The organism is Streptomyces aureus (genome assembly GCF_000725495.1).
GTDB classification, from domain to species: Bacteria; Actinomycetota; Actinomycetes; order Streptomycetales; family Streptomycetaceae; genus Streptomyces; species Streptomyces aureus_B.
Map to the genome: position 1 here is coordinate 1 of NZ_JNZD01000019.1, position 26041 is coordinate 26041.

A 26041-nucleotide genomic window follows, 5' to 3' on the forward strand; every position below is an offset into this window, starting at 1 on the left:
ACATCCTCGGGCCCCGCCGACAGCGTGTTGTTCGGGCCCTTGCGGTGGCTGGTGCCGATCGGGTGGATCGGCGGGAGGTAGACCACGTCGAAACCCATGTCCGCGATCGCCGGCAGCCGCTCCGCCGCGGTCCGGAACGTCCCGTGCACCGGCCCGCCCACCCCACCGCTCTCCAGACCCGAGAGGCCCTCCGGACCCGACAGGCTCTCCGAACCCGAGGGGCCCTCCGAACGCGGGAAGAACTCGTACCAGGCCCCGTACAACGCCCGCTCCCGCTCCACCAGCAACGGCAGGGGTTCGGAGGAGGTCACCAGCTCGCGCAGCGGGTGCTCCGCGAGGACGGCGTCCACCTCCGGGGTGAGGGCCGCGGCCAGCCGGGAGGCCACGGGGCGGTCGGTGTCCCGGAGCGCGTCCACGGCGGCGGCCAGCGTCCGCCCGCTTCCGCCCGCCCGGGTCCCTTCCGGCAGACCGGCGGCCGCCCGCTCGTACAACAGGGCGCCCTCCTCCAGCACCAGTTCGGTGTCCAGCCCGGCCGGGATCTTGATGCCCGCGTGGTGCCGCCAGGTGGTGACCGGGTCGCCCCACGCCTCCACCACGTACGTCCAGCGGCCCTCCGCGCCGGCGCTCACCTTCGCGCCCCAGCGGTCGGTGCCGGGGGCCAGCTCGCGCATCGGCGCCCAGGGACCGGGCCGGCCCTCCGGGTCGCGCAGGACGACGTTCGCGGCGACGGCGTCGTGGCCCTCGCGGAAGACCGTGGCCGAGACCTCGAACTCCTCGCCGACCACCGCCTTCGCGGGACGGCGTCCGTTCTGCACGAGCGGGCGGACGTCGAGGACGGGGATGCGCCCGACGGCGGTCACCGGGGCGGCGGGGGCGAGCGGGCCGTCGGCCGCGTCGGGGGTGCGGGTGGCGGGGACGGACGCCCGGCTCGTCCTCGTGGCGGCCTTGACCGGCTCGGGAGCGGACTTGGCCGCCTTGGCGGTGGTCTTCGCCGACTTCGGGGCGGCCTTGGCGGTCTTCGGCGCGGCGGACTTGGCCGCCTTCGGCACCGCCGCCTTCGCCGTTCTCGGAGCGGATCCGGCCGTCTTGCTCCTGGGAGCGGTGCCGCGACGGGGGGACGTTCGCGCGTCGGCCGCGTCGGCGGACGAGGGCTCCGGTGAAGCGTCGGCGGAAGTGCCGGTCGCCGGTGAGCCGGCGGCCGGGGCATTGGAGCCCGGACCGGTGGTACCGGCGCGCGTCCGGCGCGCGCCGGACGCGGACGCGCCGGGAGCGGACGCTCCCGAGGGAGATCGTTTCTCCGGTGTCGCGGGCGCGACGGGTGCCGCGGGTGTACGGGGCCCGGCCTCGGCCGTGCTGGTGCGGGGGGTGTCGGGGGTGGTCGTCGGGGGTGGCGACGTGTGGTGCGTGGCGGGCATGACCGCTCCTGTCCGCGTCAACGTGGGTGGGCGGATGGGGTGTGGGGAGGTGGGGCCTGCGGGCGTACCGGAGGAGCCTTCCCACCCTATGCGGGTGGGCATTCCGGCACTTTGTTAACTACTCACGCGTATGTCTACACACAAGACCGGCCTCGTCCCGGTCAGGCGAGGCCGGTGTCGTGTGGCCGAATCACCCTGGTCGTACGAGCTTCACCCCAGGGTCAGCCGACGTGCAGGAGCCGGTTCGGCGAACCCGGGCCCGCACCGGAGACCTTCCCCGGCACCGCCTGTCTCACCAGCGCCTTCGCCACGCGGTCCGGCCTGGCGCGCGGATGGTCCGCCAGATACAGCGCGGCCGCGCCGGCCGCGTGCGGGCTCGCCATCGACGTTCCGGAACAGGTGGCTTTGGCCGTGTCCCCGGTGTACGAAGTCGACGTGATGTCCACCCCCGGTGCGAAGAGGTCGAGTGCGGATCCGGTGTCGGAGAAGCCCGCCCGCGCGTCGCTCCGGTCGGTCGCGCCGACCGTCAGGGCCTGGGCGACCCGGGCCGGGGAGTAGAGCGCGGCCGGCCGCCCCGCGTTGCCGGCCGCGACCGTGTACGTGACCCCGGAGGCGATGGAGGCCCGGACGGCCGCGTCGAGCCGGCCGTCGGCGGACCCGCCGAGGCTGAGATTGGCGACGGCCGGCTTCCGGGCGTGCCGGGTCACCCAGTCGATGCCCGCGATGACCTGGGCGGTGGTCCCGGCCCCGTGGTCGTCGAGGACGCGGACGGCGACGAGCCGGGCCTTCTTGGCCACGCCGTAGGCGCTCCCGGCGATCGTCCCGGCGACCTGGGTGCCGTGACCGTTGCCGTCCTCGGCCGTCCGGTCGCCGTCCACGAAGTCCCAGCCGTAGCTCGCCCGGCCCCCGAAGCCCCGGTGCGTGACGCGGATGCCGGTGTCGATGACGTAGACGGTCACCCCCCGGCCGGCCGACGCGGGCGGGATGTACCGCCGGTCGAGCCTCCGGCCCGGCTGGTCGATCCGGTCCAGGCCCCACGACGGCGGGTTCTCCTGCCCCCGGCTCTGAACCGCGCCGGCGGCCGGGGGGCGGTCGAACGTCACCCGGGTGTCCGGGACGACGGACGCCACCCGGGGATCCGCCGCGAGCCGCCGGGCCTGTCCCGGGTCGGCCCGCACCGCGAAGCCGTGGAGCGCGGCGCCGTAGGTCTGGCTGATTCTCGCTCCGTACCGGCCGGCGACCGCCGCCGCCGCGGCCGGCGACGGAGCCCGTATCCCTTCCCTGAGCGTGACGATGTAGCTGCCGCCGACGGACCCGGGCTCCCCCGCGCCGAGTATCCGTCCCCGGTGAGCCGCCTGCGCGGGCGGAGCCACCGCCGAGAGCACCGCGGCCGTGATGATCGCGGTGACCCCCGCCGCCCAGCGCAGACGCCACTTCCTCGTCCGTGCCATGACCTGAGTTCCCCTCCTCAACTCGGCGCACCGGGGCCGGAACCGCCCGCTCCGGGCAGGCCGGGCCCTGCGCCACCCGGTGAGCCTCTCGTGCGGTGCGAAGCACCACAAGACCGCCCATGCGGGCAGAATCGGCCACGCCGTCCGTACGGCGTCCGTGCGGTGTCCGCGAAGGTTGCGTCGATTTCCCGCCGATGTCACACGGTCGGCCCCGATCGGGGGCCGCGCCGCGATGCGCCGTGTCGCGAAGGCACCCGCGCCGCTAACGTCGTGGGTGACGAAGGCCGCACAACGCCGTGCGTCCCTCAGCCGCGTACGTCCTCCGTGAAGGTGGAATTCGTGAAGGCGATCCGCAGATTCACCGTCCGACCCGTTCTCCCCGAAGCCCTTCACCCGCTCAGTGACCTGGCCCGCAACCTGCGCTGGTCCTGGCACGCAGAGACCCGCGACCTCTTCCGGTCCGTCGACCCCGAGCGCTGGGCCGCGTGCGGCGACGACCCCGTACGCCTGCTCGGCAGCGTGCCGGCAGCGCGGCTCGCGGAACTCACCGAGGACAGCCGATTCCTGGGCCGGCTCGCCGAGGTCCGCGACGATCTGCGCGAGTATCTGAGCGGCGACCGCTGGTACCAGACGCAGACCGCCGGCCTGCCCACGGCCATCGCCTACTTCTCGCCCGAGTTCGGCATCACCGCCGCGCTGCCGCAGTACTCCGGGGGCCTCGGCATCCTCGCCGGCGACCATCTCAAGGCCGCCAGCGACCTCGGCGCCCCGCTGATCGGCGTGGGCCTGCTCTACCGGCACGGCTACTTCCGCCAGTCGCTCTCCCGCGAGGGCTGGCAGCAGGAGCACTATCCGGTCCTGGACCCCAACGAACTGCCCGTGGTGCCCCTGACCGAGGCCGACGGCACACCCGCCCAGGTGTCCCTCGCCCTGCCCGGCGGCCGGGCGCTGCACGCCCGGATCTGGCTGGCCCAGGTCGGCCGCGTCCCGCTGCTCATGCTCGACTCCGACGTCGAGGAGAACGGAGCCGGCGAACGCGGTGTCACCGACCGGCTCTACGGCGGCGGCAGCGAACACCGGCTGCTCCAGGAGATGCTCCTCGGCATAGGAGGTGTACGGGCGGTACGGACGTACTGCCGGCTGACCGGGCACCCGGAGCCCGAGGTGTTCCACACCAACGAGGGGCACGCGGGGTTCCTCGGCCTGGAACGCATCGCCGAACTCGCCGACCGGGGACTGGACTTCGACTCGGCGCTGGAGGCGGTCAGGGCCGGCACGGTCTTCACCACCCACACCCCGGTGCCCGCCGGCATCGACCGCTTCGACCGCGAGGTGGTCGCCCGCCACTTCGGCGCCGACGCCGAACTCCCGCGCATCGAGGTCGAGCGCATCCTCGCCCTCGGCATGGAGACCTATCCCGGAGGCGAGCCGAACCTCTTCAACATGGCCGTGATGGGGCTGCGCCTGGGCCAGCGGGCCAACGGGGTCTCCCTGCTGCACGGCCAGGTCAGCCGGGAGATGTTCTCCGGGCTCTGGCCGGGCTTCGACCCCGAGGAGGTGCCGATCACCTCCGTCACCAACGGCGTCCACGCGCCGACCTGGGTGGCGCCCGAGGTCTTCCGGCTCGGCGCCCGGCAGGCCGGCGAGCGGCGCACCGAGGACGCGCTGACCGTCGGCGGCTCGGACCGCTGGGACGCGGTGGCCGAGATCGCCGACCAGGAGATCTGGGACCTGCGCCGGGTGCTGCGGGAACAGCTCGTGACGGAGGTACGGGACCGGCTGCGCGCCTCCTGGCGCCAGCGCGGTGCGGGCACGGCCGAACTCGGCTGGATCGACGGGGTCCTCGACCCCGACGTCCTCACCATCGGCTTCGCGCGCCGCGTCCCCTCGTACAAGCGGCTCACCCTCATGCTGCGCGACCGCGACCGGCTCATGGACCTGATGCTGCACCCGGAGCGGCCGATCCAGATCGTCGTCGCGGGCAAGGCGCACCCCGCGGACGACGGCGGCAAGCGGCTCATCCAGGAACTGGTCCGGTTCGCGGACGACCCCCGGGTGCGCCACCGCATCGTGTTCCTGCCCGACTACGGCATGGCGATGGCGCAGAAGCTCTACCCGGGCTGCGACATCTGGCTCAACAACCCGCTGCGCCCGCTGGAGGCGTGCGGGACCAGCGGGATGAAGGCCGCGCTCAACGGCTGTCTCAACCTGTCCGTCCTGGACGGCTGGTGGGACGAATGGTTCCAGCCGGACTTCGGCTGGGCGATCCCGACCGCGGACGGCACCGCGACCGACGACGACCGGCGGGACGAACTGGAGGCCGCGGCGCTGTACGAGCTCCTGGAACAGCGGGTGGCGCCGCGCTTCTACGAGCGGGGCCAGGAGGGGCTGCCCGACCGGTGGATCGAGATGGTCCGCCGGACCCTGACCCACCTCGGCCCGAAGGTCCTGGCGGGCCGGATGGTGCGCGAGTACGTGGAGCGCCTGTACGCGCCCGCGGCCCACGCCCACCGTTCCCTGACCGCCGAGGCGGCCACGGAGCTGGCGGCCTGGAAGTCCCGGGTCCGCGCCGCCTGGCCGCGGATCAGTGTCGACCATGTGGAGGCGTCCTCGGCGACCGAGACGGCCGAGCTCGGCACCACGCTGTCGCTGCGGGTGCGCGTCGGCCTCGGCGACCTCGCCCCGGATGACGTGGAGGTGCAGGCGGTCGCGGGCCGGGTGGACGGGGACGACCGGATCGCGGACGCGGTGTGCGTCCCGCTGAAACCGGCCGGCGGACCCGACCTGGAGGGCCGCTGGGCGTACGAGGGCCCGCTGGCCCTCGACCGCACGGGCTCCTTCGGCTACACGGTCCGGATCCTGCCGTCCCACCGCCTGCTGGCCTCCGGCGCGGAACTGGGCCTGGTGGCGGTCCCCTCCGAGGAGACCGGGGAGGGCGCGGGCCTGCTGATGCGCTGAGGTCCGCGGACCTGACCGCGGTGGAAGGGGCGGGCCGTGCGCACGGCCCGCCCCTTCCTGCCGTGCGGACCGGACCGGGGCGGCTTCAGCTCTCCAGGCCGGCGCAGAGCCGGCGCATGACCTTGCCGCAGCGCTGGGCGTAGGCGCGCTGGAGGCCGCGGGTCGCGGCGCCGCCCGCGCGGGCGTACCACTTGGCCGCCCGGCTGAAGGCGCTGACCGTCAGCCAGACGGTGCCGTCGCCGGTGCGGTTGACGACGAAAGCTTCTTCGCCGCACTCGGGATGGCCGCTCAGCGTCCCGTAGGCCCACGCGGTGCGCCGGGGTTCCTCGGCGGTCCAGACTATGCGGCAGGGCGCCTTGATCAGGCCGATGCCGACCGTGACGTCGACGCCGGGGGCCGCCTTGTCGGCGTCGCTGACCATGCGGATCCCCATGGCCCGGTGCAGTTCCCAGGTCATCAGGGCCTCGGAGGCGCGCCGGAACACGGCCTCGCCCTCGCCGATGCGGGAACGGACGTGCAGTCGGTGGAAGCCCGGGGGGCAGCGGTCCTCGCGGGTCGCGCCCACGTCCTCGTACGTGTACGGCATGGGGGCAAGGGTAAGGCGGCACCCGGCACGGTTCCGTGCCGGGTGCCGCCTCGGTCCGAAGACCTTCCGCTAGCTGACGTTGACCGCGGTCCAGGCCGCCGCCACCGTCGCGTACTCGGTGCTGCTGGAGCCGTACAGCGCGGACGCCGCCGACAGGGTGGCCGTGCGGGCCGCCTTGTAGTTCGTCGTCGACGTCATGTACGTCGTCAGCGCCTTGTACCAGATCTGCAGGGCCTTGGCCCGGCCGATGCCGGTGACCGTCGAGCCGTTGTAGGTCGGGGAGTTGTAGCTGACGCCGTTGATCGTCTTCGAACCGCTGCCCTCCGAGAGGAGGTAGAAGAAGTGGTTCGCGACGCCGGACGAGTAGTGCACGTCGAGGTTGCCGACGCTGGAGGACCAGTAGTTGGCGGAGCCGCCGTCCTTGCTGGGCTGGTCCATGTAGCGCAGCGGGGTGCCGTCGCCGTTGATGTTGATCTTCTCGCCGATGAGGTAGTCGCCCACGTCGGAGGAGTTCGCCGCGTAGAACTCGACACCGGTGCCGAAGATGTCCGAGGTGGCCTCGTTCAGACCGCCGGACTCGCCCGAGTAGTTCAGGCCCGCCGTGTTGGCGGTGACGCCGTGGCTCATCTCGTGGCCGGCGACGTCCAGCGAGGTCAGCGGGTGCGTGTTGCCCGAGCCGTCGCCGTAGGTCATGCAGAAGCAGCTGTCGTCCCAGAACGCGTTGACGTACGCGTTGCCGTAGTGGACGCGCGAGTACGCTCCGACGCCGTTGTTCTTGATGCCGCTGCGGCCGAAGGTGTTCTTGTAGAAGTCCCAGGTCACCTGTGCGCCGTAGGCGGCGTCGGCGGCCGCGGTCTGGTCGGTGGTGGAGCTGGAGGCCGCGCCGGTGCCCCAGACGTCGTCCGCGTCGGTGAACAGCGTGCCCGCGGAGGAGCTCGTGCCGTGCGACTTGTTGTACGTCTTGTGGTTGCCGCGGGTGCTGTCGGTCAGGCTGTACGTCGAGCCGGACAGGGTCGTGTTGAGGGTGACCGTGCCCGAGTAGAGGGTCTTGCCGGTGCCGGTCTCGATGCCCTGGTACTCGTAGAGCTTCTTGCCGGTGGCCGCGTCGGTGATGACGTGCAGCTCGTTGGGGGTGCCGTCGTCCTGGAGGCCGCCGACGACGGTCTCGTAGGCGAGGGTCGGCTTGCCGGTGGCGGCCCAGATCACCTTGCGGGGGGCCTGGTCGGCGGTGGTCTTGGCCGAGCCCGCCGCCTTGGCGACGGTCAGCGCCTGCTTCTCGGCCTTGGCCGTGGTGACCAGCGGCTTGAGGGAGGCGACCTTGATGGACGTCTTGGTCGCCTTGGTCACGCCCTCGGTCCTGCCGGCCTTGCTCTCGTGCACGACGAGGTCGCCGCCGAGGACCGGAAGTCCGTTGTACGTGCGCTCGTAACGGGTGTGGACCGTGCCGTCGGCGTCCTTGACGACGTCTCTGACGACCAGCTTCTCCTTGGCTCCGAGGCCTATCTCCTGGGCCGTCTCCGCCTTGGCGGCGTCGGCCTTCTGGATCAGGGCGGTGCGTGCGGAGGCGGAGAGCAGGACGGGCGAACCGGCCAGGGGGGTGGTCTTGCCGGCGGGAAGAGTCGCCGTCTGGGCGGCGGCACCGGTGGTCAGACCGGTGGCGAGCAGGGCTCCGGCGGCGACAGCGGTGGCGATGGCCAGAGTGGTGCGCTTGTGACGCGCGTAGAGGGGAGTCACGCAAGCTCCTTCTTGTGGGGACGTCCGAGCGGCGTGGGGGCCGGACGAACGGTTGTGAAGTTGCGGTGCGGGTGAGCCGTGCGGGTGAAGCGTGCCATCCCAGGCGCGTACATGTCAGGAGCCCTTAAGGACCTTGGCCGAAAATCGTCGATCAGGTGAACAGTTGGGTTCTCCGGCGCCGGACCGGGTGCCGTCAAGCACGGGTCAACGCAAACCTCGTGACGGGCAAAGAAGGGCGCCGTCCCGGGGGAGTCGAACCCCCGGGACGGCGCCCGGTGCGCGGCCCGCGCGCGGAACCTCGCCGCGGCGGGAAGCGGTCTACGGGAAGGTCAGCTTCCAGCTGTCGATGTAGCCGGTGTCCTGGGCCGCCTTGTCCTGGACCTTCAGTTTCCAGGTTCCGTTGGCGACTTCGGAGGACGCGTCGACCGTGTAGGTCGTGTTCACGTTGTCCGCCGAGTCGGACCCGCTGGTGCTCTTGAGACGGTAGGTCGAGCCGTCGGGAGCGACCAGATCGATCTGCAGGTCACCGCGCCAGGTGTGCACGACGTTCACGCCGACCGCGAGGTTCGAGGGGGCGTTGCCGGTGCGTCCGCTGACCGTGATCGAGGAGGTGACCGCCGGGCCGTTGTCCGGAATCGATACGTCGGCCGTGTTCTCGAACGACGTACCGCCACCGCCGCCACCGCCGGGACGCGAACCGACGTTCACCGCGGCCCAGGCGTTGGCCACCGCCGTGTACTCGGCGCTCGTCGTGCCGTACAGCTCACCCGCCGCCGCGAGCGTGCCGGTGCGCGCGGAGGCGTAGTTGGTGGTCGAGGTGAACTTCGTGGTGAGCGCGCGGTACCAGATCTGCAGGGCCTTGTCGCGGCCGATGCCGGTGACCGGAAGCCCGTCGGAGGTGGGGGAGTTGTAGCTGACGCCGTTGATGACCTTGGCGCCGCTGCCCTCGCTCAGCAGGTAGAAGAAGTGGTTGGCGACACCCGACGAGTAGTGCACGTCGAGGTTGCCGACACCCGAGTACCAGCTGTCCTTGGAGCCGCCGTCCTTGCTCGGCTTGTCCATGTAGCGCAGCGGGGTGCCGTCGCCGTTGATGTCGATCTTCTCGCCGATGAGGTAGTCGCCCACGTCGGTCGAGTTGTTGGCGTAGAACTCCACGCCGGTGCCGCGGTGTTGGAGGTGACACCGTGGCTCATCTCGTGGCCCGCGACGTCCAGCGCGGTCAGCGGGTCGGCGTTCCCGGACCCGTCGCCGTAGGTCATGCAGAAGCAGCTGTCGTCCCAGAACGCGTTGACGTACGCGTTGCCGTAGTGGACGCGCGAGTACGCCCCCACGCCGTTGTTCTTGATGCCGCTGCGCCCGAAGGTGTTCTTGTAGAAGTCCCAGGTCTCCGCGGCGCCGTAGTGGGCGTCCGCGCCGGCCGTGGCGGCGTTCGAGGTGGTGCCGTTGCCCCAGGTGTCGCTCGACTGCGAGAAGAGCGTGCCGGTGCCGGACGTCCCCCGGTTCAGGTTGTACGTCTTGTGGTTGCCGCGCGCGCCGTCGTTGAGCGTGTAGGTGGAGCCCGACTGGGTGGTCGTCAGGGTCACCTGGCCGCTGTACTGGGTGTTGCCGATGCCGGTCTCGATGCCCTGGTACTCGTAGAGCTTCTTGCCGGTGGCCGCGTCGGTGATGACGTGCAGCTCGTTGGGCGTGCCGTCGTCCTGGAAGCCGCCGACGACGGTCTCGTAGGCCAGGGTCGGCCTGCCGCTCGCCGCCCAGATCACCTTGCGCGGCGCGCGGTCGGCGGCCGTGCGCTTCGAACCGGCGGCCTTCGCGGCGGACAGCGCCTGCTTCTCCGCCGAGCCGGCGGCGACCGTGGGCTTGAGGGTGGCGACCTTCAGGGACGCGTTCGTCGCCTTGTAGACGTGACCGGTCCGGCCGGACTTCGAGGTGTCGACGACAAGGTCGCCGCCGAGGACGGGAAGTCCCTGGTACGTGCGCTCGTAGCGGGTGTGGACCGTGCCGTCGGCGTCCTTCATGACGTCACGGGCGACGAGGCTCTCGCCCGCGCCGAGACGGAGGTCCCGGGCGGTCGTGGCCTTGGCCGCGTCGGCGTCGCGTATCAGCTCGGCGCGCTGCGAGGCGCTGAGCTTCATGGTGACGGCGCCCGGGTTGACCCTGCCCGCCCGGGGGGCCTGCTCGGGGGCGGCGCTCGCGGCGCCCGACTGGACGGCCGCGGCCAGCAGCGCGGAGACGCCGACGAGGGCGACTCCGGCGACGCGGCGCTTGGTGGTGTGGGAGGTGCGTCTGTGGGGAGAACTGGTGCTCAACACTGACTCCTTCTGCATGGCCGCGGGTCGCGCGGCCAGGGGAGACCGGACGATGGAGTGACCCGTCCGGGCAGAACTGGGCGTACGCGGAACCAGGTGCATGGGGTCGTACGGCACAACACAGCGGATTTGCTGTGAGGTTGCTGTGAAGTTGCCGAGGGAAGAGTGGCAGGAGATAACCCTTTCTGTCAGGACCGCGTCATGAAAATGGCCGGAAACGGTTCGTTGTCCGGATAATCAAGTTCGATATACGGACTGTCCTTCGGAAGTTCGTCTTGATGTGCCGCGGTGACGGCGCGACGGTTCCGGTGACGGCGGTGCGACGCCTTCCGCTTCGGCGTCCGGCACGCGCGCGGCTCGGGCCGGAATCCGCGTACCGCCAGATGACCGGCCCGCCGTCAGCAACGGAATGAAGCCCTGACCCTTTCGGGCGGCTTCCGGCACGTCCGCTCGCCCGCCCAGCACCCCTGCGGTTTGAGTGATCCACGGCATTCCGGTCGGTACCGGACGCCCTCGACCGGGCGAGTCGGTGCGATCCGGACACGAACTCCGCAGGAGGTTTGGTGAGAAGGTCACATTGGTGTGCGAGCCTGGCGGCGCTGGGAGGCCTGACCGGCTCCCTGGCGCTCGGGGCCTCCGTCTCGTCCGCGGCGCCCGAGAGCCCGGCCGGCGGCAGCCCGGCCGGCGTCCACGCGCTGTCCGCCACCCCGGAGCCGAAGCCGGCCCCCGGACACGTGAAGCCGGCCGACGAGCACGCGGCCTTTGACCCCTCGCGCGTGTGCCGGGGACTCGTGCCGGACCCCATCGAGCCGCGGCTGCGCCGCGACTACTTCTGCGGCGACTGGCGCCTCGGACCCCGGTTCCTGCCGAACCGGGGCATCGTCGGCAGGATCCTCGACCGCTACGACCGGCTCGGCGGACTCACCGCCGTGCAGTTCCTCGACCGGTGGTGGGACCCCGCCGCCGACTCGGGCCAGGGCGACTGGCGTTACCCGCCGGACGACGGGTTCACCCACCGCAACGGGTCGGTCGTCGCCGCCCCGCTGGTGCTCCACGCCGGCCTGCGGCTCGACCGCTTCGGCAGCGAGGCGGGGCGCTTCCTGGCCCCGAAGGGCACGAAGTACGGCAAGCGCGCGATCCCGCCGTCCAGCCTCAACACGGCCGACCCGCGCTACCCGTACAACTACCACTCGTACCGGCTGGCCAAGGACGTGACGGTCTGCGCCGGCAGGACCGCCCCCGGGTTCGAGCAGCCGGGGCTCGGCACCCAGTACGTGACGTCGAGCAAGTTCTGCCCGGACATCCCGCGCACCTCGGTGGCCGACCTCGTGAGCAACGGCACGCTGGTCCGGACGAACGGCTGACCCCGCGCCCACCCACGGTGGCGCGCGACCGCGTGCGGAAGCCGGCCCCGGCGAGGGCCGGGCCGGCTCCGCCCCGCCGGAAGGGCGAGCGCATGGACCGGTTCGCGCTGTGCCGGGCCCTCGTGGAAGCGGGGGTCCCCGCCGCGCTCTACGAGATCGCGGACTGCCCCGGCGACCACCGCGCGGCCGACCGCTACTTCCTCGCGGGCCGCGCCGGGGACTGGACCGTGGGCGTCCACGAGCGGGGCGTCCGCGAGGTCTTCGAGCACTTCGCCGACGAGGACGCGGCCTGCCGCTGGCTGTACGACCGCCTCCTCGCCCCGGAGCCCGCCCCCGGGCCCGAGGCGCCCGCCGGTCCGGGGCCCGGCCCCGAGGAGTTGCAGCGCCGGGCCGACGAGGACCTGGAGACGGCCCTGGCCGAACAGCGCCGCCGGGCCGACGAACAGGCCACCCGGGAGTCACGCGAGAACCCCGCCGGCGGAGACGGCTCCCGCTGATCCGGCGAGAGTCCGCGGGGCCTGACGCGGATCCCCGTACCGACCCGCGCGGCCCGGCACGGACGCCCGCCGGCGGAGACGGCTCCGGCTGATCCGGCGAGAGTCCGCGGGGCCTGGCGCGGATCCCCGTACCGACCCGCGCGGCCCGGCACGGACGCCCGCCGGCGGAGACGGCTCCGGCTGATCCGGCGAGGATCCGCCCGGCCCGGCACGGACGCCCGCACGGGCCCTCGCACACGCCCTAGGTGTCCGCCGGGTCCCGGTCGCCGTGCCAGGAGTGCCACAGCGCCGCGTACGGTCCCCCGGCCGCCACCAGGTCGTCGTGCGTGCCCAGTTCGGTCACCCGGCCGTCCTCCATGACCGCCACCCGGTCCGCGTCGTGGGCGGTGTGCAGCCGGTGCGCGATCGCGATCACGGTCCGCCCCTCCAGCACGGTCGCCAGCGCCCGCTCCGTGTGCCGCGCGGTCGTCGGGTCGAGCAGCGCCGTCGCCTCGTCGAGGATCAGGGTGTGCGGGTCGGCCAGCACCACCCGGGCCAGCGCCAGCTGCTGGGCCCGGGAACCGTCGACGGGCACGGCCCGCGGCCCCAGCTCGGTGTCCAGCCCGTCCGGGAGCTCCCCGGCCCAGTCCTCGGCGCCGACCGCGGCGAGCGCCGCCCACAACGCGGCCTCGTCCGCGCCCGGTTCGGCGATCAGCAGGTTGTCCCGGAGCGTCCCCAGGAACACGTGGTGCTCCTGGGTGACGAGGACGACGTGCCGGCGCAGCTGCTCCGGGTCCAGCGCGACGACCGGGACCCGCCCCACCGTCACCGTCCCGTCGCCCGGGGCGTCCACACCGGCCAGCAGCCGGCCCAGCGTGGTCTTCCCGGCGCCGGAGGGGCCCACCAGGGCGAGCCGCTCCCCGGGCCGCACCGTCAGATCGACCCCGCGCAGCACCTCGCGGCCGCGGTCGTACGCGTAGCGCACACCGGTCACGTCGATCCGGTCGTCCCGCGGCACCGGGGAGCCGCCGGCCGGGACGGTGCGCGGGGCGCCCGCCAGACCCTCCACGCGGGCGAACGAGGCCCCGCTGCTCTGCAGTTGCTCCACCTGGTTCAGGATCTGGTCGAGCGGTTCGGCGAGCCGGTGCAGATACAGCGTCGCGGCGACCACGGTGCCGAGGCTCAGCGTCCCCCGCGCGTGCAGCGCGCCGCCGACCAGGAGCACGGCCACGACCGGCACGACGTAGGAGACCTCCACGGCCGGGAAGAACACGTTGCGCAGGAACAGCGTCCGCATCCGCGTCACCCGGGAGACCTCCAGCGCGTCCCGGCTCGCCCGGATCCGGCGCCCGCGCAGCCCGAACGCCTCCACCGTGCGGGCGCCGGACGCAGTGGCCGTGAGGATCTCGGCGACGTCCGAGGTCGCGGCGCCCTGGGCGAGATAGGCGGTGCGCGCCCGGCGCAGATACCAGCGCAGCGCGAAGACGATGCCGGTCAGGCCCAGCACCCCGCAGACGCCGAGCAGCGGGTCGATGACGAAGACGGCGACGACGACGAACAGGGCCTGCGCACCGGCGATCAGCAGCTGCGGTCCCGTGTCGCGCAGGGTGCTGCCCACCACCGTGACGTCGGCGGTGCCGCGGGCCGTCAGATCGCCGGTGCCCGCGCGCTCCACGACCGACGCGGGCAGCGACAGGGTCCGCTCCACGAACTCCTCCCGCACCCGCGCGAGGGTCCGCTCACCGAAGCGGTACCCCACGTGGCCGGCCCAGCGCGACAGCAGCAGCTGGACCAGGGCGGCGACGAGGATGACGAGCGCCGGCCCGTCCACCGCCGCCACCCCGGCGCCCGCGCGCACGTCGTCGATCATCCGTCCGAGCAGCCAGGGGCCGACCAGACCGGCCGCGGCGGCCAGCGCGTTCAGGGCGAGCACGGCGGCGAACACCCGCCCGTCCGCCCGGATCAGCCGGCCCGCCGCCCGCCGCACCTCGGCACGCCCGGCCACCGGCAGGTGGCTCCTCACAGCACGGCCCCCTCGTCCACGCCCGCCACGGGATTGGCGTCCCCGTCCGCTTCTGTCGCCGCGTCCTCCTCCGGCTCCGTGTCGCGGGCCACCAGCGACCGGTATCCCGGTTCAGCGCGCAGGAGTTCACGGTGGGTGCCGGCGGCCGCGACCTTGCCGTCGACCAGGAAGAGGACGGTGTCGGCGTGGTCGAGGACCAGCGGGGACGTGCTGGTCACGACCGTCGTACGGCCCGCGCGGGCGGCGCGCAGCCGGGCCGCGACGGTCGCCTCGGTGTGGGCGTCGAGCGCCGAGGTCGGCTCCGGCGCGAGCAGCACCTCGGGATCCGCGAGGAGCGCGCGCACGAGCCGGACCCGCTGGCGCTGGCCGCCGGACAGGTTCCGGCCCTGTGCGTCGACGGCCGTGTCCAGACCGTCCGGCAGCCCGAGGACGACGTCGTCGGCGGCGGCCGCGCGCACGGCCGCGTCGACGGCCTTCCCGGACGGGTCCCGGCGTGCGCGCACCAGGTCGCGCAGGGTGCCGGCGAACAGGTCGGCCTCGGGTTCGGCGACCAGGATCCGCTCGCGCACCCGGGGCAGCGCGACCCGGTCGAGCCGGGCGCCGCCCCAGGTCACGTCCGACTCCGCGTACCGGCCGAGCCGGTCGACGACGGCCGCGGACTGCTCGGGGCGGGCCCCGGCCAGCACGGTCAGCCGCCCCGGGACCACCCGGACCCCGGACTCCGGATCGTGCAGCACGGCCGGGGAGCCGGGGGCGTCCTGGGCGTCGGGATGGGAGGCGGCGGGCGCCAGGGACAGGAACCGTACGACGCGCCGCGCGGCGACCACGGCCCGGGAGAGTTCGTAGCCGCAGTCCACGAAGAAGTACACCGGCAGGACGAGGACCGCGACATAGCCGTACACGGAGACCAGCTGGCCGATGGTGATCTCCCCCTGGGCGGCCAGCCGGGCGGCGAGCCAGGTGACCGCGGCCAGCAGGATCGACGGCATCCCCGTGCGCAGCGCCTGGATCCAGCTCGTCACCGCGCCGACCCGGTAGCCCTGGTCGCGCAGCGTCCGCGAGTCCCGGCGGAACGCGTCCGCGAACAACCCCTTGCCGCCCAGGCCGTTCAGGACCCGCAGACCGCCCGCGAGATCGCCGATCCGCGCGGTCAGGACGGCCTGCCTCTCGCGGTAGCCCGTCTCGGTCCCCTGGAGGCGGACCGTGAGCGGACCGACGAGCCCGGCCGTCAGCGGGACCCCGAGCAGGATCACCGCGGAGAGCTGCACCGAGACCGGCAGCAGCAGCGCGGCCACCACGCCATAGGTGACGACGGCGGCCAGACCGGGCCCGACGACCGTCAGCGAGGTGCTGATCGTGTCCACGTCGCCGACGCCGACCGTGACGATCTCCCCCGTGCCGATCTGCCGCGAGAGCGAGGCCCCGAGCCGGGCCGCGTGCTCGACGACCAGCTTGACCGTGCGGAAGTTGGCGTCCATCCGGATCTTGGTCATCGTGCGGTGCCGCACGACCCCGAGACCGGCGTTGAAGGCCCCGGCGGCGAACACGGCGGCCGTCCAGCCCGCCAGCGCCCGCCCGTCGCCCGGTGTCAGCCCGTCGTCGATCGCCCGGGACAGCAGGTACGGCGTCAGCGCGGTCAGCCCCATCCACACGACGGAGACCACCGCCCCGGTGAGCGACCGGCGCGCCTGCCGGGCGACCAGCCACCACAGGAACCGCCAGCCGCCCCGGCGGTCCGGCGTCCCCGGATCCGCGTACGTGTCGGTCATCCGTCCTCTTCCGTCCCCTCCGCCGCCGTGGCCCCCGCGTCAGACGAGGCTGTCGCGCCAGGCACGGTGCAGATCCGCGAACCGGCCGGTGCCCGACACGAGTTCGTCGGGCGTGCCGTCCTCGACGATCCGCCCGTGCTCCATCACCAGCACCCGGTCGGCGATCGCCACCGTCGACAGCCGGTGCGCGATGACCACCGCCGTACGCCCGCGCAGAACCGTCGACATGGCGCGCTGCACGGCCCGTTCGCCAGGGATGTCCAGGGAACTGGTCGCCTCGTCGAGGATCAGGACGGCCGGGTCGGCGAGCAGGGCCCGCGCGAAGGCGACGAGCTGGCGCTGGCCCGCGGAGATCCGGCCGCCGCGCTTGCGCACGTCCGTGTCGTAGCCGTCGGGCAGCGCGCTGATGAAATCGTGCGCGCCGATCGCCTTCGCCGCCTGCTCGATGTCCTCGCGGGACGCCTCGGGGCGGCCGATCGCGATGTTCTCGGCGACCGTGCCCGAGAACAGGAACGCCTCCTGGGTCACCATCACCACCCCGCGCCGCAGTTCGGGCACCGGCAGCTCGCGCAGATCGACGCCGTCGAGCAGCACCCGTCCCTCGGTGGGGTCGTAGAACCGGGCCAGGAGCTTGGCCAGTGTCGACTTGCCGGCGCCGGTCGAGCCGACGACGGCCACCGTCTGCCCGGCGGGCAGGGTGAGCGAGAAGGCGGGCAGGACCTCCCCGCCGGTGCGGTACGCGAAGCGGACCGCGTCGAACACGACCTCGCGGCCCGGGTGCTCGGAGGCGAGCTCCGGCAGCCGCCCGGGTACCGAGGGCTCCGGCACGGACGGTGTCTGGGCCAGCAGACCGGCGATCTTCTCCAGCGAGGCCGCCGCGGACTGGTAGGAGTTCAGGAACATCCCGAGCCGGTCGATGGGGTCGTAGAGCCGGCGCAGATACAGGACCGCGGCGGCGAGCACACCGAGCGCCAGCGAGCCCGACGCGACCCGGTAGGCGCCCCACAGGACGATCCCCGCGACCGCCGTGTTGGCGACGAGCCGGGAACCGACGACGTACTGGGCCATCTCCAGCAGGGCGTCGCCGTTCGTCCGCTCGTGCCGCCGGTTGAGCACACCGAACTCGGCCTCGTTCGCGGCCTCCCGGCGGAACGCGCGCACCGGGCGGATGCCGTTCATCGTCTCCGCGAACTTCACGATCACCGAGGCGATCGCCGTCGAGCGGACGGCGAAGATCTCGCCCGCCCGGCGCCGGTAGCGGCGGACGAGCAGGTACAGCGGCACGAAGGAGACCACCGCGACCGCGCCGAGACCCAGGTCCAGCCAGAGCAGCATCGCCGAGATGTAGACGAAGGACAGGATGACGGTGACGAGTTCCTGGAGCCCCTCGCTGAGCAGTTCGCGCAGCGACTCGACGTCGGTCGTGGAGCGGGAGATCAGCCGTCCCGAGGTGTAGCGCTCGTGGAAGTCGACGCTGAGCGCCTGGGCGTGCCGGAAGATCCGGCCGCGCAGATCGAGCAGCACGTCCTGGTTGACCCGGGCCGAGGCGATGATGAAGGCGTACTGGAGGATGCCGGAGGCCGCCGCGGACAGCAGATAGGCGACGCCGACGGCGATCAGCGGGCCGTGGTCGTCCTGCCGGAACGCGGGTACGGCCCGGTCGATGGCGTACGCCACCAGCAGCGGGCCCACCTGCACGGCGGCCTGCTGGAGCAGCAGCAGCACGGCCGTCACGGCCACCCGGCCCCGCAGCGGGGCGAGCAGCGAGCGCAGCAGCGTCGCCGTCGCGCCCGGGGGAGCGGGCAGGGTGTCGTGGTCGAAGGGGTCCTCGTACGCCTTCGGTTCCACGGCCTCGGGGTCCCTGCCGCCGGGTTCCTTGTCCGGTGCGGTGGTCGTGGGCGCCGCCGTCATCGGTCGTCCTCCTCAGCGCCCGACATCAGATGGGCGTACTCGGCATGGGTGCGCAGCAGTTCGTGGTGGGTGCCGACCGCGGCGACCCGGCCGCCGGAGATCAGGGCCACCCGGTCGGCCAGCAGGACCGTGGAGGGGCGGTGCGCCACGATCAGCGCGGTCGTCTGGGCCAGCACCCGGCGCAGCGCGGCCTCGACGGCCGCCTCGGTGTGCACGTCCAGGGCCGACAGCGGGTCGTCGAGGACCAGGAAGCGCGGCCGGCCCACCACCGCGCGGGCCAGCGCGAGCCGCTGCCGCTGCCCGCCGGAGAGGCTGAGGCCCTGTTCGCCGACCTGGGTCCCGGTGCCCTGGGGCAGCCCGTGCGCGAAGTCGGCCTGGGCGACGGCGAGGGCCCGGTCCAGCTCCGCGGGTCCCGCGGTGTCGTCGGCGCCCATCAGGACGTTCTCGCCGACCGTGGCCGAGAAGAGGGTGGGTTCCTCGAAGGCGACGGCGACCAGTTCCCGCAGTTCCTCGCGGGGCATCTCGGCGATGTCCCGGCCGTCCAGGGTGATCCGGCCCGAAGTCACCTCGTGCAGACGGGGCACGAGCGCGGTGAGGGTGGTCTTGCCGGTGCCGGTGGCGCCGACGAGCGCCATGCTCTCGCCGGGACGTACATGCAGGTCGATGCGGTCCAGCACGGGGGGCGCGTCCGCGGGGGCGTCGGGATAGCGGAACCCGACACCGTGGAAGCGCAGCCCGCCCTCGTCGTCGGCCGCGCGGGAGCCCTGCCCGGCGTCACGCGCGCCCGTCGTGTCCTGGTCACCGGCCGCGGACTCCGGCACTCGCACCGAAGCGGCCGACGCGGGCGCCTCGTCCGACTCCGGTGTCGCGTCCATGACCTCGAAGTACCGCTCCGTCGCCGTCGCCGCCTCCTGGCTCATCGCGAGCAGGAAGCCGATCGAGTCGACGGGCCAGCGCAGCGCGAGCGCGGTCGACAGGAACGCCACCAGCGTGCCGGCGGACAGCCGGCCGTCGGCGACCTGGACCGTGCCGAGGACGAGGGCGGCACCGATCGCGAACTCGGGCAGCGTGACGATGACACCCCAGATCGAGGCGAGCAGCCGGGCCTTGACCAGCTCCGTGCCGCGCAGCGTCCGGGACAGCTCCCGGAAGGCGCGCGCCTGGCTGCGGTGGCGCCCGAACCCCTTGATGATGCGGATGCCGAGCACGCTCTCCTCGACCACCGTCGTCAGGTCGCCGACCTGGTCCTGCGCCCGTCGCGCCACCTGCGAGTAGCGCCGCTCGAACAACCAGCAGACGACCATGACGGGGAGCGCGGGTGCCAGGAGCACGAGCCCGAGGGTCCACTGCTGGGCCAGCATGATGGCGATGCCCGCGAGGATGGTCACGCTGTTGACCAGCAGGAACGTCAGCGGGAACGCCAGGAACATGCGGACCAGCATCAGATCGGTGGTCGCCCGGGACAGCAGCTGGCCCGAGGCCCAGCGGTCGTGGAAGGCGACCGGCAGCCGTTGCAGATGGCGGTACAGACCGGCCCGCATCCCCGCCTCGACCCCGGACAGCGGACGGGCCACCAGCCAGCGGCGCAGCCCGAACAGACCGGCCTCCGCGAAGCCGAGCAGCAAAAGGCAGAGCGCCCCGAGCCACACCCCCGCCGGGTCGTGCCCGGCGACCGGCCCGTCCACCATCCACTTCAGGATCAGCGGGAACACGAGCGAGAGACACGACGCGACCACCGCGACGAGCGCCGCGCCGAACAGCCGCGCCCGCACCGGGCGTACATACGGCCACAGGCGCAGCAGACTGCGTACGGTCGAACGGCGGGGCAGGTCGGGGGCGGCTGCATCGGGAGTGGTCATCACGAGCGAGCCTACGTTTCACCACTGACAGTGCCCACCGAGTTTTCGGCGCACCTGGGGCGGGCGGAAGGCCCGGCTCCGGGGCCCGCCGGCCGCGGGGTCGTACCGGCGCATCAACCGATCGGCCGATGCCGTTCCGAGCGGGACGGTCGATGCGGGGGCGCGGGTCCCGCTGGGAGGCTTCGGGCATGTCAGTCATCGAAGTGAGCGGACTGCGCAAGTCCTACGGCGGCCGGGCCGTCGTCGACGACGTCTCCTTCGCCGTCGAGGAGGGCGAGATCTTCGGGATCCTCGGCCCGAACGGCGCCGGCAAGACCACCACCGTCGAATGCGTCGAGGGGCTGCGGGTCCCCGACGCCGGCCGCGTCCGGGTCGCGGGGCTCGACCCCTTCGCGGACCACGAGGCCACCAGCCGCGTCCTCGGCGCCCAGCTCCAGGAGAGCGGGCTCCAGCCGAAACTCACCGTGCGCGAGGCACTGGAGCTGTACTCCGCGTTCTACCCGAACCCCGCAGACTGGCGTCCGCTCGCCGAACGCCTCGGCCTGACCGGACGCCTCGGCACCGGCTTCGGCAAGCTCTCCGGCGGCCAGAAGCAGCGCCTGTTCATCGCGCTCGCGCTGATCGGCGGCCCGCGCGTGGTCGTGCTCGACGAGCTCACCACCGGGCTCGACCCGCGGGCCCGCCGGGACACCTGGGAGCTCATCGAGGACGTCCGCGACCAAGGTGTCACCGTCCTGCTGGTCACGCACTTCATGGAGGAGGCCCAGCGGCTGTGCGACCGGATCGCGGTCATCGACAAGGGGCGCGTGGCGGCCCTGGACACCCCGGCCGGGCTGATCCGCCGCTCCGCCGGCTCCACCGTCATCAGCTTCACCCCGTCCGCCCCGCTGGACGACCGTGACCTCGCGGCACTGCCCGCGCTCGCCTCCGTCGCCAGCAAGGACGGCCGCGTCACCCTGTCCGGCACCGACGAGACCGTCAACGCGGTCATCACCCTGCTCGCCCGCCACCGCGTCACCGCCCACCAGCTCCGCGTCACCGACGCCACCCTGGACGACGCGTTCCTCGACCTGACGGAGGTCACCGCGTGAACACCGCCGTACTGCGCGCCGAGTTGCGGCTCTTCCGCCGTGAACCGGGCGCCCTGTTCTGGATCCTGGCCTTCCCGACCCTGCTCCTGGTGATCCTGGGCTCCGTCCCGGCGCTGCGCCACCACCGCGCCGAACTGGGCGGCCTGCGCACGATCGACGTCTACGTCCCGATCGCCGTGCTGCTCGGCATGATCGTCGGCGGGGTGCAGTCGATGCCGCAGAACCTCACCGGCTACCGTGAGCGCGGCATCCTGCGCCGGATGTCCACCACGCCGGTGCGGCCGTCGGCCCTGCTGTCCGCGCAGATGCTGGTCTACGGCGCGGCGGCCCTGCTCTCCGCCCTGTGCGCCCTCCTCGTCGGCCGGCTCGCCTTCGCCGTGCGCCTGCCCCGGCAGCCGTACGGCTATCTCCTCGCCCTGCTCCTCGCGGTCCTGGCCGCGCTCGCCCTCGGCGCGGTGATCTCCGCGCTGTCCCGGACGACGAAGATCGCGGGGGCGATCGGATCGGCCGTGTTCTTCCCGACGATGTTCTGCGCGGGTGTGTGGCTCCCGGTGCAGTCGATGCCGCACACCCTCGCCCGGATCGTCGGCTGCACCCCGTTCGGCGCCGCCGCGCAGGCCCTGAACCGTGCTGCGGCCGGGAGTTGGCCGGGCTGGACCCACCTGGGGGTCATGGCCGCCTGGACGGTGCTGCTCACGGCCGGGGCCGCCCGCTGGTTCCGGTGGGAGTAGGGGAGGGCCGGTGCAGACTGGGGGCATGGACGCGGGGGACGGGCCGATCGAGCGGCGGCTGGAACAACTGCACACCTGGGGGCCTTACGGACTGCTGGGCATCAGCGTCGTCCTGGCGCTGGTCGGCACCGGTCAGGTGGAGGGCCGCGCCGAGTGGGAACTGGACGCGGCCCTGGTCGCCGCCGCCGTCCTGCTCCAGCTGTGGTGGCAGCTCACCCGCCCCCGCCGCCCGGCCCGCGGCAGGGTCCCCTCGGCGGCCGGGACGGCGTACTACGCGGTCCGCTGGGCGATCGCCTTCACCCTCACCCTGAGCAGCGGCTTCTTCGCCTTCTACGCCTCCGCCGGATACATGGACGCCGACGAGCTGATCCCGGGCATGTGGCGCAGACTCGGGCTGTTCGCCGGCGCGATCACGGTGGCGGGCGCGCAGTGCGGAGGGCTGCCGCCGGAGGGCGTCTCCCAGTGGGCCGCGTTCGGCGCGCTCCTGGCCGCCAACTCCGGCCTCCAGACGGCGGTCGCCCACCTCACCGAGCAGGAGGAGCGGCGCTCCCGCGAACGGGCCGAGACCATCTCGGCACTGGAGGCGGCCAACACCGCGCTCCGGCAGGCCCTCGACGAGAACGTCGCCCTGCACGCCCAACTCCTCGTCCAGGCACGGGAGGCCGGGGTGGCCGAGGAGCGCCGCCGGCTGGCCGCCGAGATCCACGACACCCTCGCCCAGGGCCTGACCGGCATCATCGCCCAGCTCCAGGTGGTGGCCGCCGTCCCCGACCTCGCCGGCGCCCGTGTCCACGTCGAACGCGCCTCCGCGCTCGCCCGGCACAGTCTCGGCGAGGCCCGCCGCTCGGTGCACAACCTGGCCCCGGTGGCGCTGGCCGACGACGGCCTGCCGGAGGCGCTGAAGAAGACGGTCGCCGAATGGGGCGAACGCACCGGTGTGCGCTGCGAGTTCACCGTCACCGGCACCGGTGAGCAGCTCCACGACGAGATCGCTGCCACCCTGCTGCGCATCACCCAGGAGGCCCTCTCCAACACCGCCCGGCACGCGGCGGCCACCCGGGTCGGCGTGACCCTGAGCTTCATGGGCGACGAGGTCACCCTCGACGTCCGCGACGACGGCCGGGGCTTCGACCCGGTCGCCGTCCCCGCCCGCAACGGCACCGGCGGATTCGGGCTCGACGGCATGCGCGCCCGCGCCGAACGCATCGCCGGACACCTCGCCGTGGAGTCCGAACCGGGCCACGGCACCGCGCTCTCCGCTCGCGTACCGTTGGTACGCCATGACCGATGACGCCCGAATCTCGCTGCTGATCGTCGACGACCATCCCGTCGTACGCGACGGACTGCGCGGCATGTTCGCGTCCGCACCCGGCTTCACCGTCGTCGGCGAGGCGGCGAACGGGGTCGAGGCCCTCGACCGGGCCGCCGCCCTCGACCCGGACGTGATCCTGATGGACCTGCGGATGCCGGGCGGCGGGGGAGTGGACGCCATCGCCGAACTGACCAGGCGCCGCTGCCGCGCCCGGGTCCTCGTCCTGACCACGTACGACACCGACTCCGACACCCTGCCCGCGATCGAGGCGGGCGCCACCGGCTATCTGCTCAAGGACGCGCCCCGCGAGGACCTGTTCACCGCGGTCCGGGCCGCCGCGGAGGGCCGGACCGTCCTGTCCCCGGCCGTCGCCTCCCGCCTGGTCTCGGCCGTGCGCGCGCCCGCCCCGGCCGAGTCCCTCTCGGCCCGCGAGCGCGAGGTGCTGGTCCTGGTCGCCAGGGGCACCTCCAACCGCGAGATCGCCCGCGAACTGTTCATCAGCGAGGCGACCGTGAAGACCCATCTCACCCATGTGTACGGCAAGTTGGGCGTCAAGGACCGCGCGGCGGCGGTGGCCACGGCGTACGAGCGCGGCATCCTCGGCTGACGCGACCGCGCCCCCGGCCCCCGGCGATCCCGCCGCCCTCAGCGGACCCGCAGCAGCAGGACGGACCGGGCCGGCACCGTGATCGCCGTACCCGCCCGGTGCGTGACGGCGGGTGCCTCGGCCTGCTCCTCGCGCGAGGTGTCCACGACCACCTCGTACCCGCCGGCCCAGGGACTCCCGGGCAGTTCGAAGGACACCGGCCGGTCCCCGGCGTGCAGCACGGCGAGGAAACTGTCGTCGACGACCGGAAGACCCCGCGCGTCCCGGCCCGGGATGTCCCGGCCGGACAGATACATGCCCAGGGTCGCCGCGGGCGCGTACCAGTCCCGTTCCGTCATCTCGGTGCCCCGGGCGGTGAACCAGGCCAGGTCCCGCAGCCCGTCGGCCGAGTGGGCCCGCCCGGAGAAGAACGCCCGGCGGCGCAGCACCGGATGCGCGTGTCGCAGCGCGATCAGCCGGGACGTCAGCTCGAACAGGGCCCGCCAGTGCGGGTCGTCGAGCTGCGACCAGTCGACCCAGCTGATCTCGTTGTCCTGGCAGTAGGCGTTGTTGTTGCCGCCCTGGGTGCGCCCGAACTCGTCCCCGGCGACCAGCATCGGCACGCCCGTGGACAGCAGCAGCGTCGTCAGCAGGTTCCGCAGCTGGCGCCGCCGCAGCGCCCGCAGCCCGTCGTCCCCGCTCTCGCCCTCGGTCCCGCCGTTCCAGGCCCGGTTGTCGTCCGTGCCGTCCCGGTTGCCCTCCCCGTTGGCCTCGTTGTGCTTGCGCTCGTACGACACCAGGTCGCGCAGCGTGAAACCGTCGTGCGCGGTCACGAAGTTGACGGAGGCGTACGGGCGCCGGCCGCCCCAGGCGTACAGGTCGCTCGATCCGCTCAGCCGGTAGCCGAGGTCCCGCACGTCGGGCAGCGCCCCGCGCCAGAAGTCCCGTACGGCGTTGCGGTAGCGGTCGTTCCACTCCGTCCACAGCGGCGGGAAGGCGCCGACCTGGTAGCCGCCGGAGCCCACGTCCCACGGTTCGGCGATCAGCTTGACCCGGCGCAGCACCGGATCCTGGGCGATGACCGCGAGGAACGGCGAGAGCATGTCGACGTCGTGCATGGACCGGGCCAGGGCGGCGGCCAGGTCGAAGCGGAAGCCGTCGACGCCCATCTCGGTGACCCAGTAGCGCAGCGAGTCGGTGATGAGCCGCAGCACCTGCGGCTGCACGACGTGCAGGGTGTTGCCGCAGCCCGTGTAGTCGGCGTAGCGGCGGGCGTCCTGCTGGAGCCGGTAGTACCCCCGGTTGTCGATCCCGCGCAGCGACAGCATCGGGCCGAGCTCGCCGGCCTCGGCGGTGTGGTTGTAGACCACGTCGAGGATGACCTCGATGCCCGCCGCGTGCAGCGCGCGCACCATCCGCTTGAACTCGCCGACCTGCTGGCCCCGGGTGCCGGAGGCGGCGTAGCCGGCGTGCGGGGCGAAGTAGCCGATCGAGTTGTAGCCCCAGTAGTTCTTCAGGCCCCGGCGCAGCAGATGGTCCTCGTGCGCGAACTGGTGCACCGGCAGCAGCTCCACCGCCGTCACCCCGAGATTCACCAGGTGCTCGATCGCGGCGGGGTGCGCCAGTCCCGCGTACGTGCCGCGCAGTTCCCCGGGGATCCCCGGGTGCAGCCGGGTGAATCCGCGGACGTGCAGTTCGTAGATGACCGAATCCGCCCACGGGGTCTTGGGGCGGTGGTCGTCCGACCAGTCGTCGTCGTCCTGGACGACCACGCCCTTGGGGACCAGCGGCGCCGAGTCGCGGTCGTCGCGCACGGTGTCGGCGACCTGCTGCTGGGGCCAGTCGCGGACGTGCCCGTACACCTCGGGCGGCAGGGTGAAGTCGCCGTCCACGGCCCGGGCGTACGGGTCGAGGAGCAGCTTCGCGGGGTTCCAGCGGGCGCCGGTCCACGGGTCCCAGCGGCCGTGCACCCGGAAGCCGTAGCGGCGCCCGGGGAGCACTCCGGGCACGAAGCCGTGCCAGATCTCGTGGGTGAGTTCGGTCAGCGGGACCCGGGTCTCCGTGCCGTCGTCGTCGAAGAGGCACAGGTCGACGGCCTCCGCGCCGCCCGCCCACAGGGCGAAGTTGGTGCCGGTGGTGCCGTCGGGCCCCACCCGGAAGCGCGCCCCGAGGGGGGTCGGGGCACCCGGCCAGGCGGCGACGGGCGGTGCCGAAGGCCGCCGCGAGCCGTTCAGCGCGGGAGCGGCCGGCTCCACGACCGGGTCCGCGGCCGGGGGTGCCGCCGCGGGTGCGGCGGCGGACGGTCCCGCCGGGTCCGTGACGGTCTGCGCGGGCAGCCCGCCGCCCGCGGCGCGTCCCTCCTGGACCGCCTCCTGCTCGGGTGCGCTCGACACCGGTCAGCCTCCCACGGCTCGCGGAACGACACGGAAAAAGGGTGCACGGCGTCCCGGCCGCGGCCCCTCGGCGCGT

At 73.3% G+C, this 26041-nt stretch carries 16 protein-coding genes and 1 pseudogene; 7 read left to right on the forward strand and 10 right to left on the reverse strand.

Features of this window, described 5'->3' with window-relative positions; all coding sequences use genetic code 11:
* The coding region (locus IO36_RS48285) for a maltotransferase domain-containing protein (protein WP_245173429.1) at positions 1-1415 on the reverse strand (1415 nt) is incomplete at its 3' end.
* A 221-nt stretch (positions 1416-1636) separates the two neighbouring features.
* Complete coding sequence (locus IO36_RS22820; RefSeq protein ID WP_037622518.1) at positions 1637-2866, reverse strand: S8 family peptidase; 1230 nt, start codon at positions 2864-2866, stop codon at positions 1637-1639.
* A gap of 339 nt (positions 2867-3205) precedes the next feature.
* Here IO36_RS22820 and IO36_RS22825 point away from each other — a divergent pair, with 339 nt between their 5' ends.
* Positions 3206-5824: a glycosyltransferase family 1 protein gene (locus IO36_RS22825; RefSeq protein ID WP_037622520.1), complete on the forward strand. Its 2619-nt coding sequence runs from the start codon at positions 3206-3208 to the stop codon at positions 5822-5824.
* Positions 5825-5909: 85 nt separating this feature from the next.
* Here IO36_RS22825 and IO36_RS22830 read toward each other — a convergent pair whose 3' ends face one another.
* The 3 genes and pseudogenes from IO36_RS22830 to IO36_RS22840 form a co-directional block, all read right to left on the reverse strand.
* Positions 5910-6410 carry a DUF1990 family protein gene (locus IO36_RS22830; RefSeq protein WP_037622522.1) on the reverse strand — a complete coding sequence of 167 codons (501 nt, stop codon included), beginning with the start codon at positions 6408-6410 and terminating at the stop codon, positions 5910-5912.
* Between the two features lie 69 nt (positions 6411-6479).
* Positions 6480-8144 (reverse strand): M4 family metallopeptidase, encoded by a 1665-nt coding sequence (locus tag IO36_RS22835; RefSeq protein WP_037622523.1) that lies wholly within the window; start codon positions 8142-8144, stop codon positions 6480-6482.
* A gap of 318 nt (positions 8145-8462) precedes the next feature.
* Positions 8463-10468, reverse strand: a pseudogene (locus tag IO36_RS22840) (M4 family metallopeptidase).
* A gap of 545 nt (positions 10469-11013) precedes the next feature.
* On the opposite strand from IO36_RS22840, the gene IO36_RS22845 reads away from it, so the two are divergent.
* Both IO36_RS22845 and IO36_RS22850 read left to right on the forward strand, forming a co-directional pair.
* Positions 11014-11814, forward strand: coding sequence for a TNT domain-containing protein (locus IO36_RS22845; RefSeq protein WP_051900829.1), 801 nt, complete (start codon positions 11014-11016; stop codon positions 11812-11814).
* 92 nt (positions 11815-11906) lie between these two features.
* The gene (locus tag IO36_RS22850) at positions 11907-12311 is read left to right on the forward strand and encodes a hypothetical protein (protein WP_051900830.1); all 405 of its coding nucleotides are present in this window, start codon (positions 11907-11909) and stop codon (positions 12309-12311) included.
* Between the two features lie 241 nt (positions 12312-12552).
* On the opposite strand, the gene IO36_RS22855 is transcribed toward IO36_RS22850, so the two are convergent.
* From IO36_RS22855 to IO36_RS22870, 4 genes are read right to left on the reverse strand one after another with little or no spacing between them, the layout of a single operon-like run.
* Complete coding sequence (locus tag IO36_RS22855) at positions 12553-14295, reverse strand: ABC transporter ATP-binding protein (RefSeq protein WP_245173430.1); 1743 nt, start codon at positions 14293-14295, stop codon at positions 12553-12555.
* A 14-nt stretch (positions 14296-14309) separates the two neighbouring features.
* On the reverse strand, positions 14310-16082 hold the full coding sequence (locus IO36_RS22860) for an ABC transporter transmembrane domain-containing protein (protein ID WP_037622526.1): 1773 nt from the start codon (positions 16080-16082) through the stop codon (positions 14310-14312).
* A gap of 39 nt (positions 16083-16121) precedes the next feature.
* On the reverse strand, positions 16122-17993 hold the full coding sequence (locus IO36_RS22865; RefSeq protein ID WP_037622528.1) for an ABC transporter ATP-binding protein: 1872 nt from the start codon (positions 17991-17993) through the stop codon (positions 16122-16124).
* Positions 17990-19852 carry an ABC transporter ATP-binding protein gene (locus IO36_RS22870; RefSeq protein WP_037622529.1) on the reverse strand — a complete coding sequence of 621 codons (1863 nt, stop codon included), beginning with the start codon at positions 19850-19852 and terminating at the stop codon, positions 17990-17992. The genes IO36_RS22865 and IO36_RS22870 overlap by 4 nt, the downstream gene beginning before the upstream one ends.
* A 188-nt stretch (positions 19853-20040) precedes the next feature.
* On the opposite strand from IO36_RS22870, the gene IO36_RS22875 reads away from it, so the two are divergent.
* The 4 genes from IO36_RS22875 to IO36_RS22890 are packed head-to-tail and all read left to right on the forward strand — an operon-like array spanning position 20041 to position 23593.
* Complete coding sequence (locus IO36_RS22875; protein ID WP_037622531.1) at positions 20041-20943, forward strand: ABC transporter ATP-binding protein; 903 nt, start codon at positions 20041-20043, stop codon at positions 20941-20943.
* On the forward strand, positions 20940-21674 hold the full coding sequence (locus tag IO36_RS22880) for an ABC transporter permease (protein ID WP_037622533.1): 735 nt from the start codon (positions 20940-20942) through the stop codon (positions 21672-21674). The genes IO36_RS22875 and IO36_RS22880 overlap by 4 nt, the downstream gene beginning before the upstream one ends.
* A 25-nt stretch (positions 21675-21699) precedes the next feature.
* Positions 21700-22965 carry a sensor histidine kinase gene (locus IO36_RS22885; protein ID WP_037622534.1) on the forward strand — a complete coding sequence of 422 codons (1266 nt, stop codon included), beginning with the start codon at positions 21700-21702 and terminating at the stop codon, positions 22963-22965.
* Positions 22955-23593 carry a response regulator gene (locus tag IO36_RS22890; protein ID WP_037622535.1) on the forward strand — a complete coding sequence of 213 codons (639 nt, stop codon included), beginning with the start codon at positions 22955-22957 and terminating at the stop codon, positions 23591-23593. The genes IO36_RS22885 and IO36_RS22890 overlap by 11 nt, the downstream gene beginning before the upstream one ends.
* A gap of 38 nt (positions 23594-23631) precedes the next feature.
* On the opposite strand, the gene glgX is transcribed toward IO36_RS22890, so the two are convergent.
* Entirely contained in the window at positions 23632-25965 is a 2334-nt protein-coding gene (glgX, locus tag IO36_RS22895) for a glycogen debranching protein GlgX (RefSeq protein WP_037622537.1), read from the reverse strand.
* Between the last annotated feature and the right edge of the window lie 76 nt (positions 25966-26041).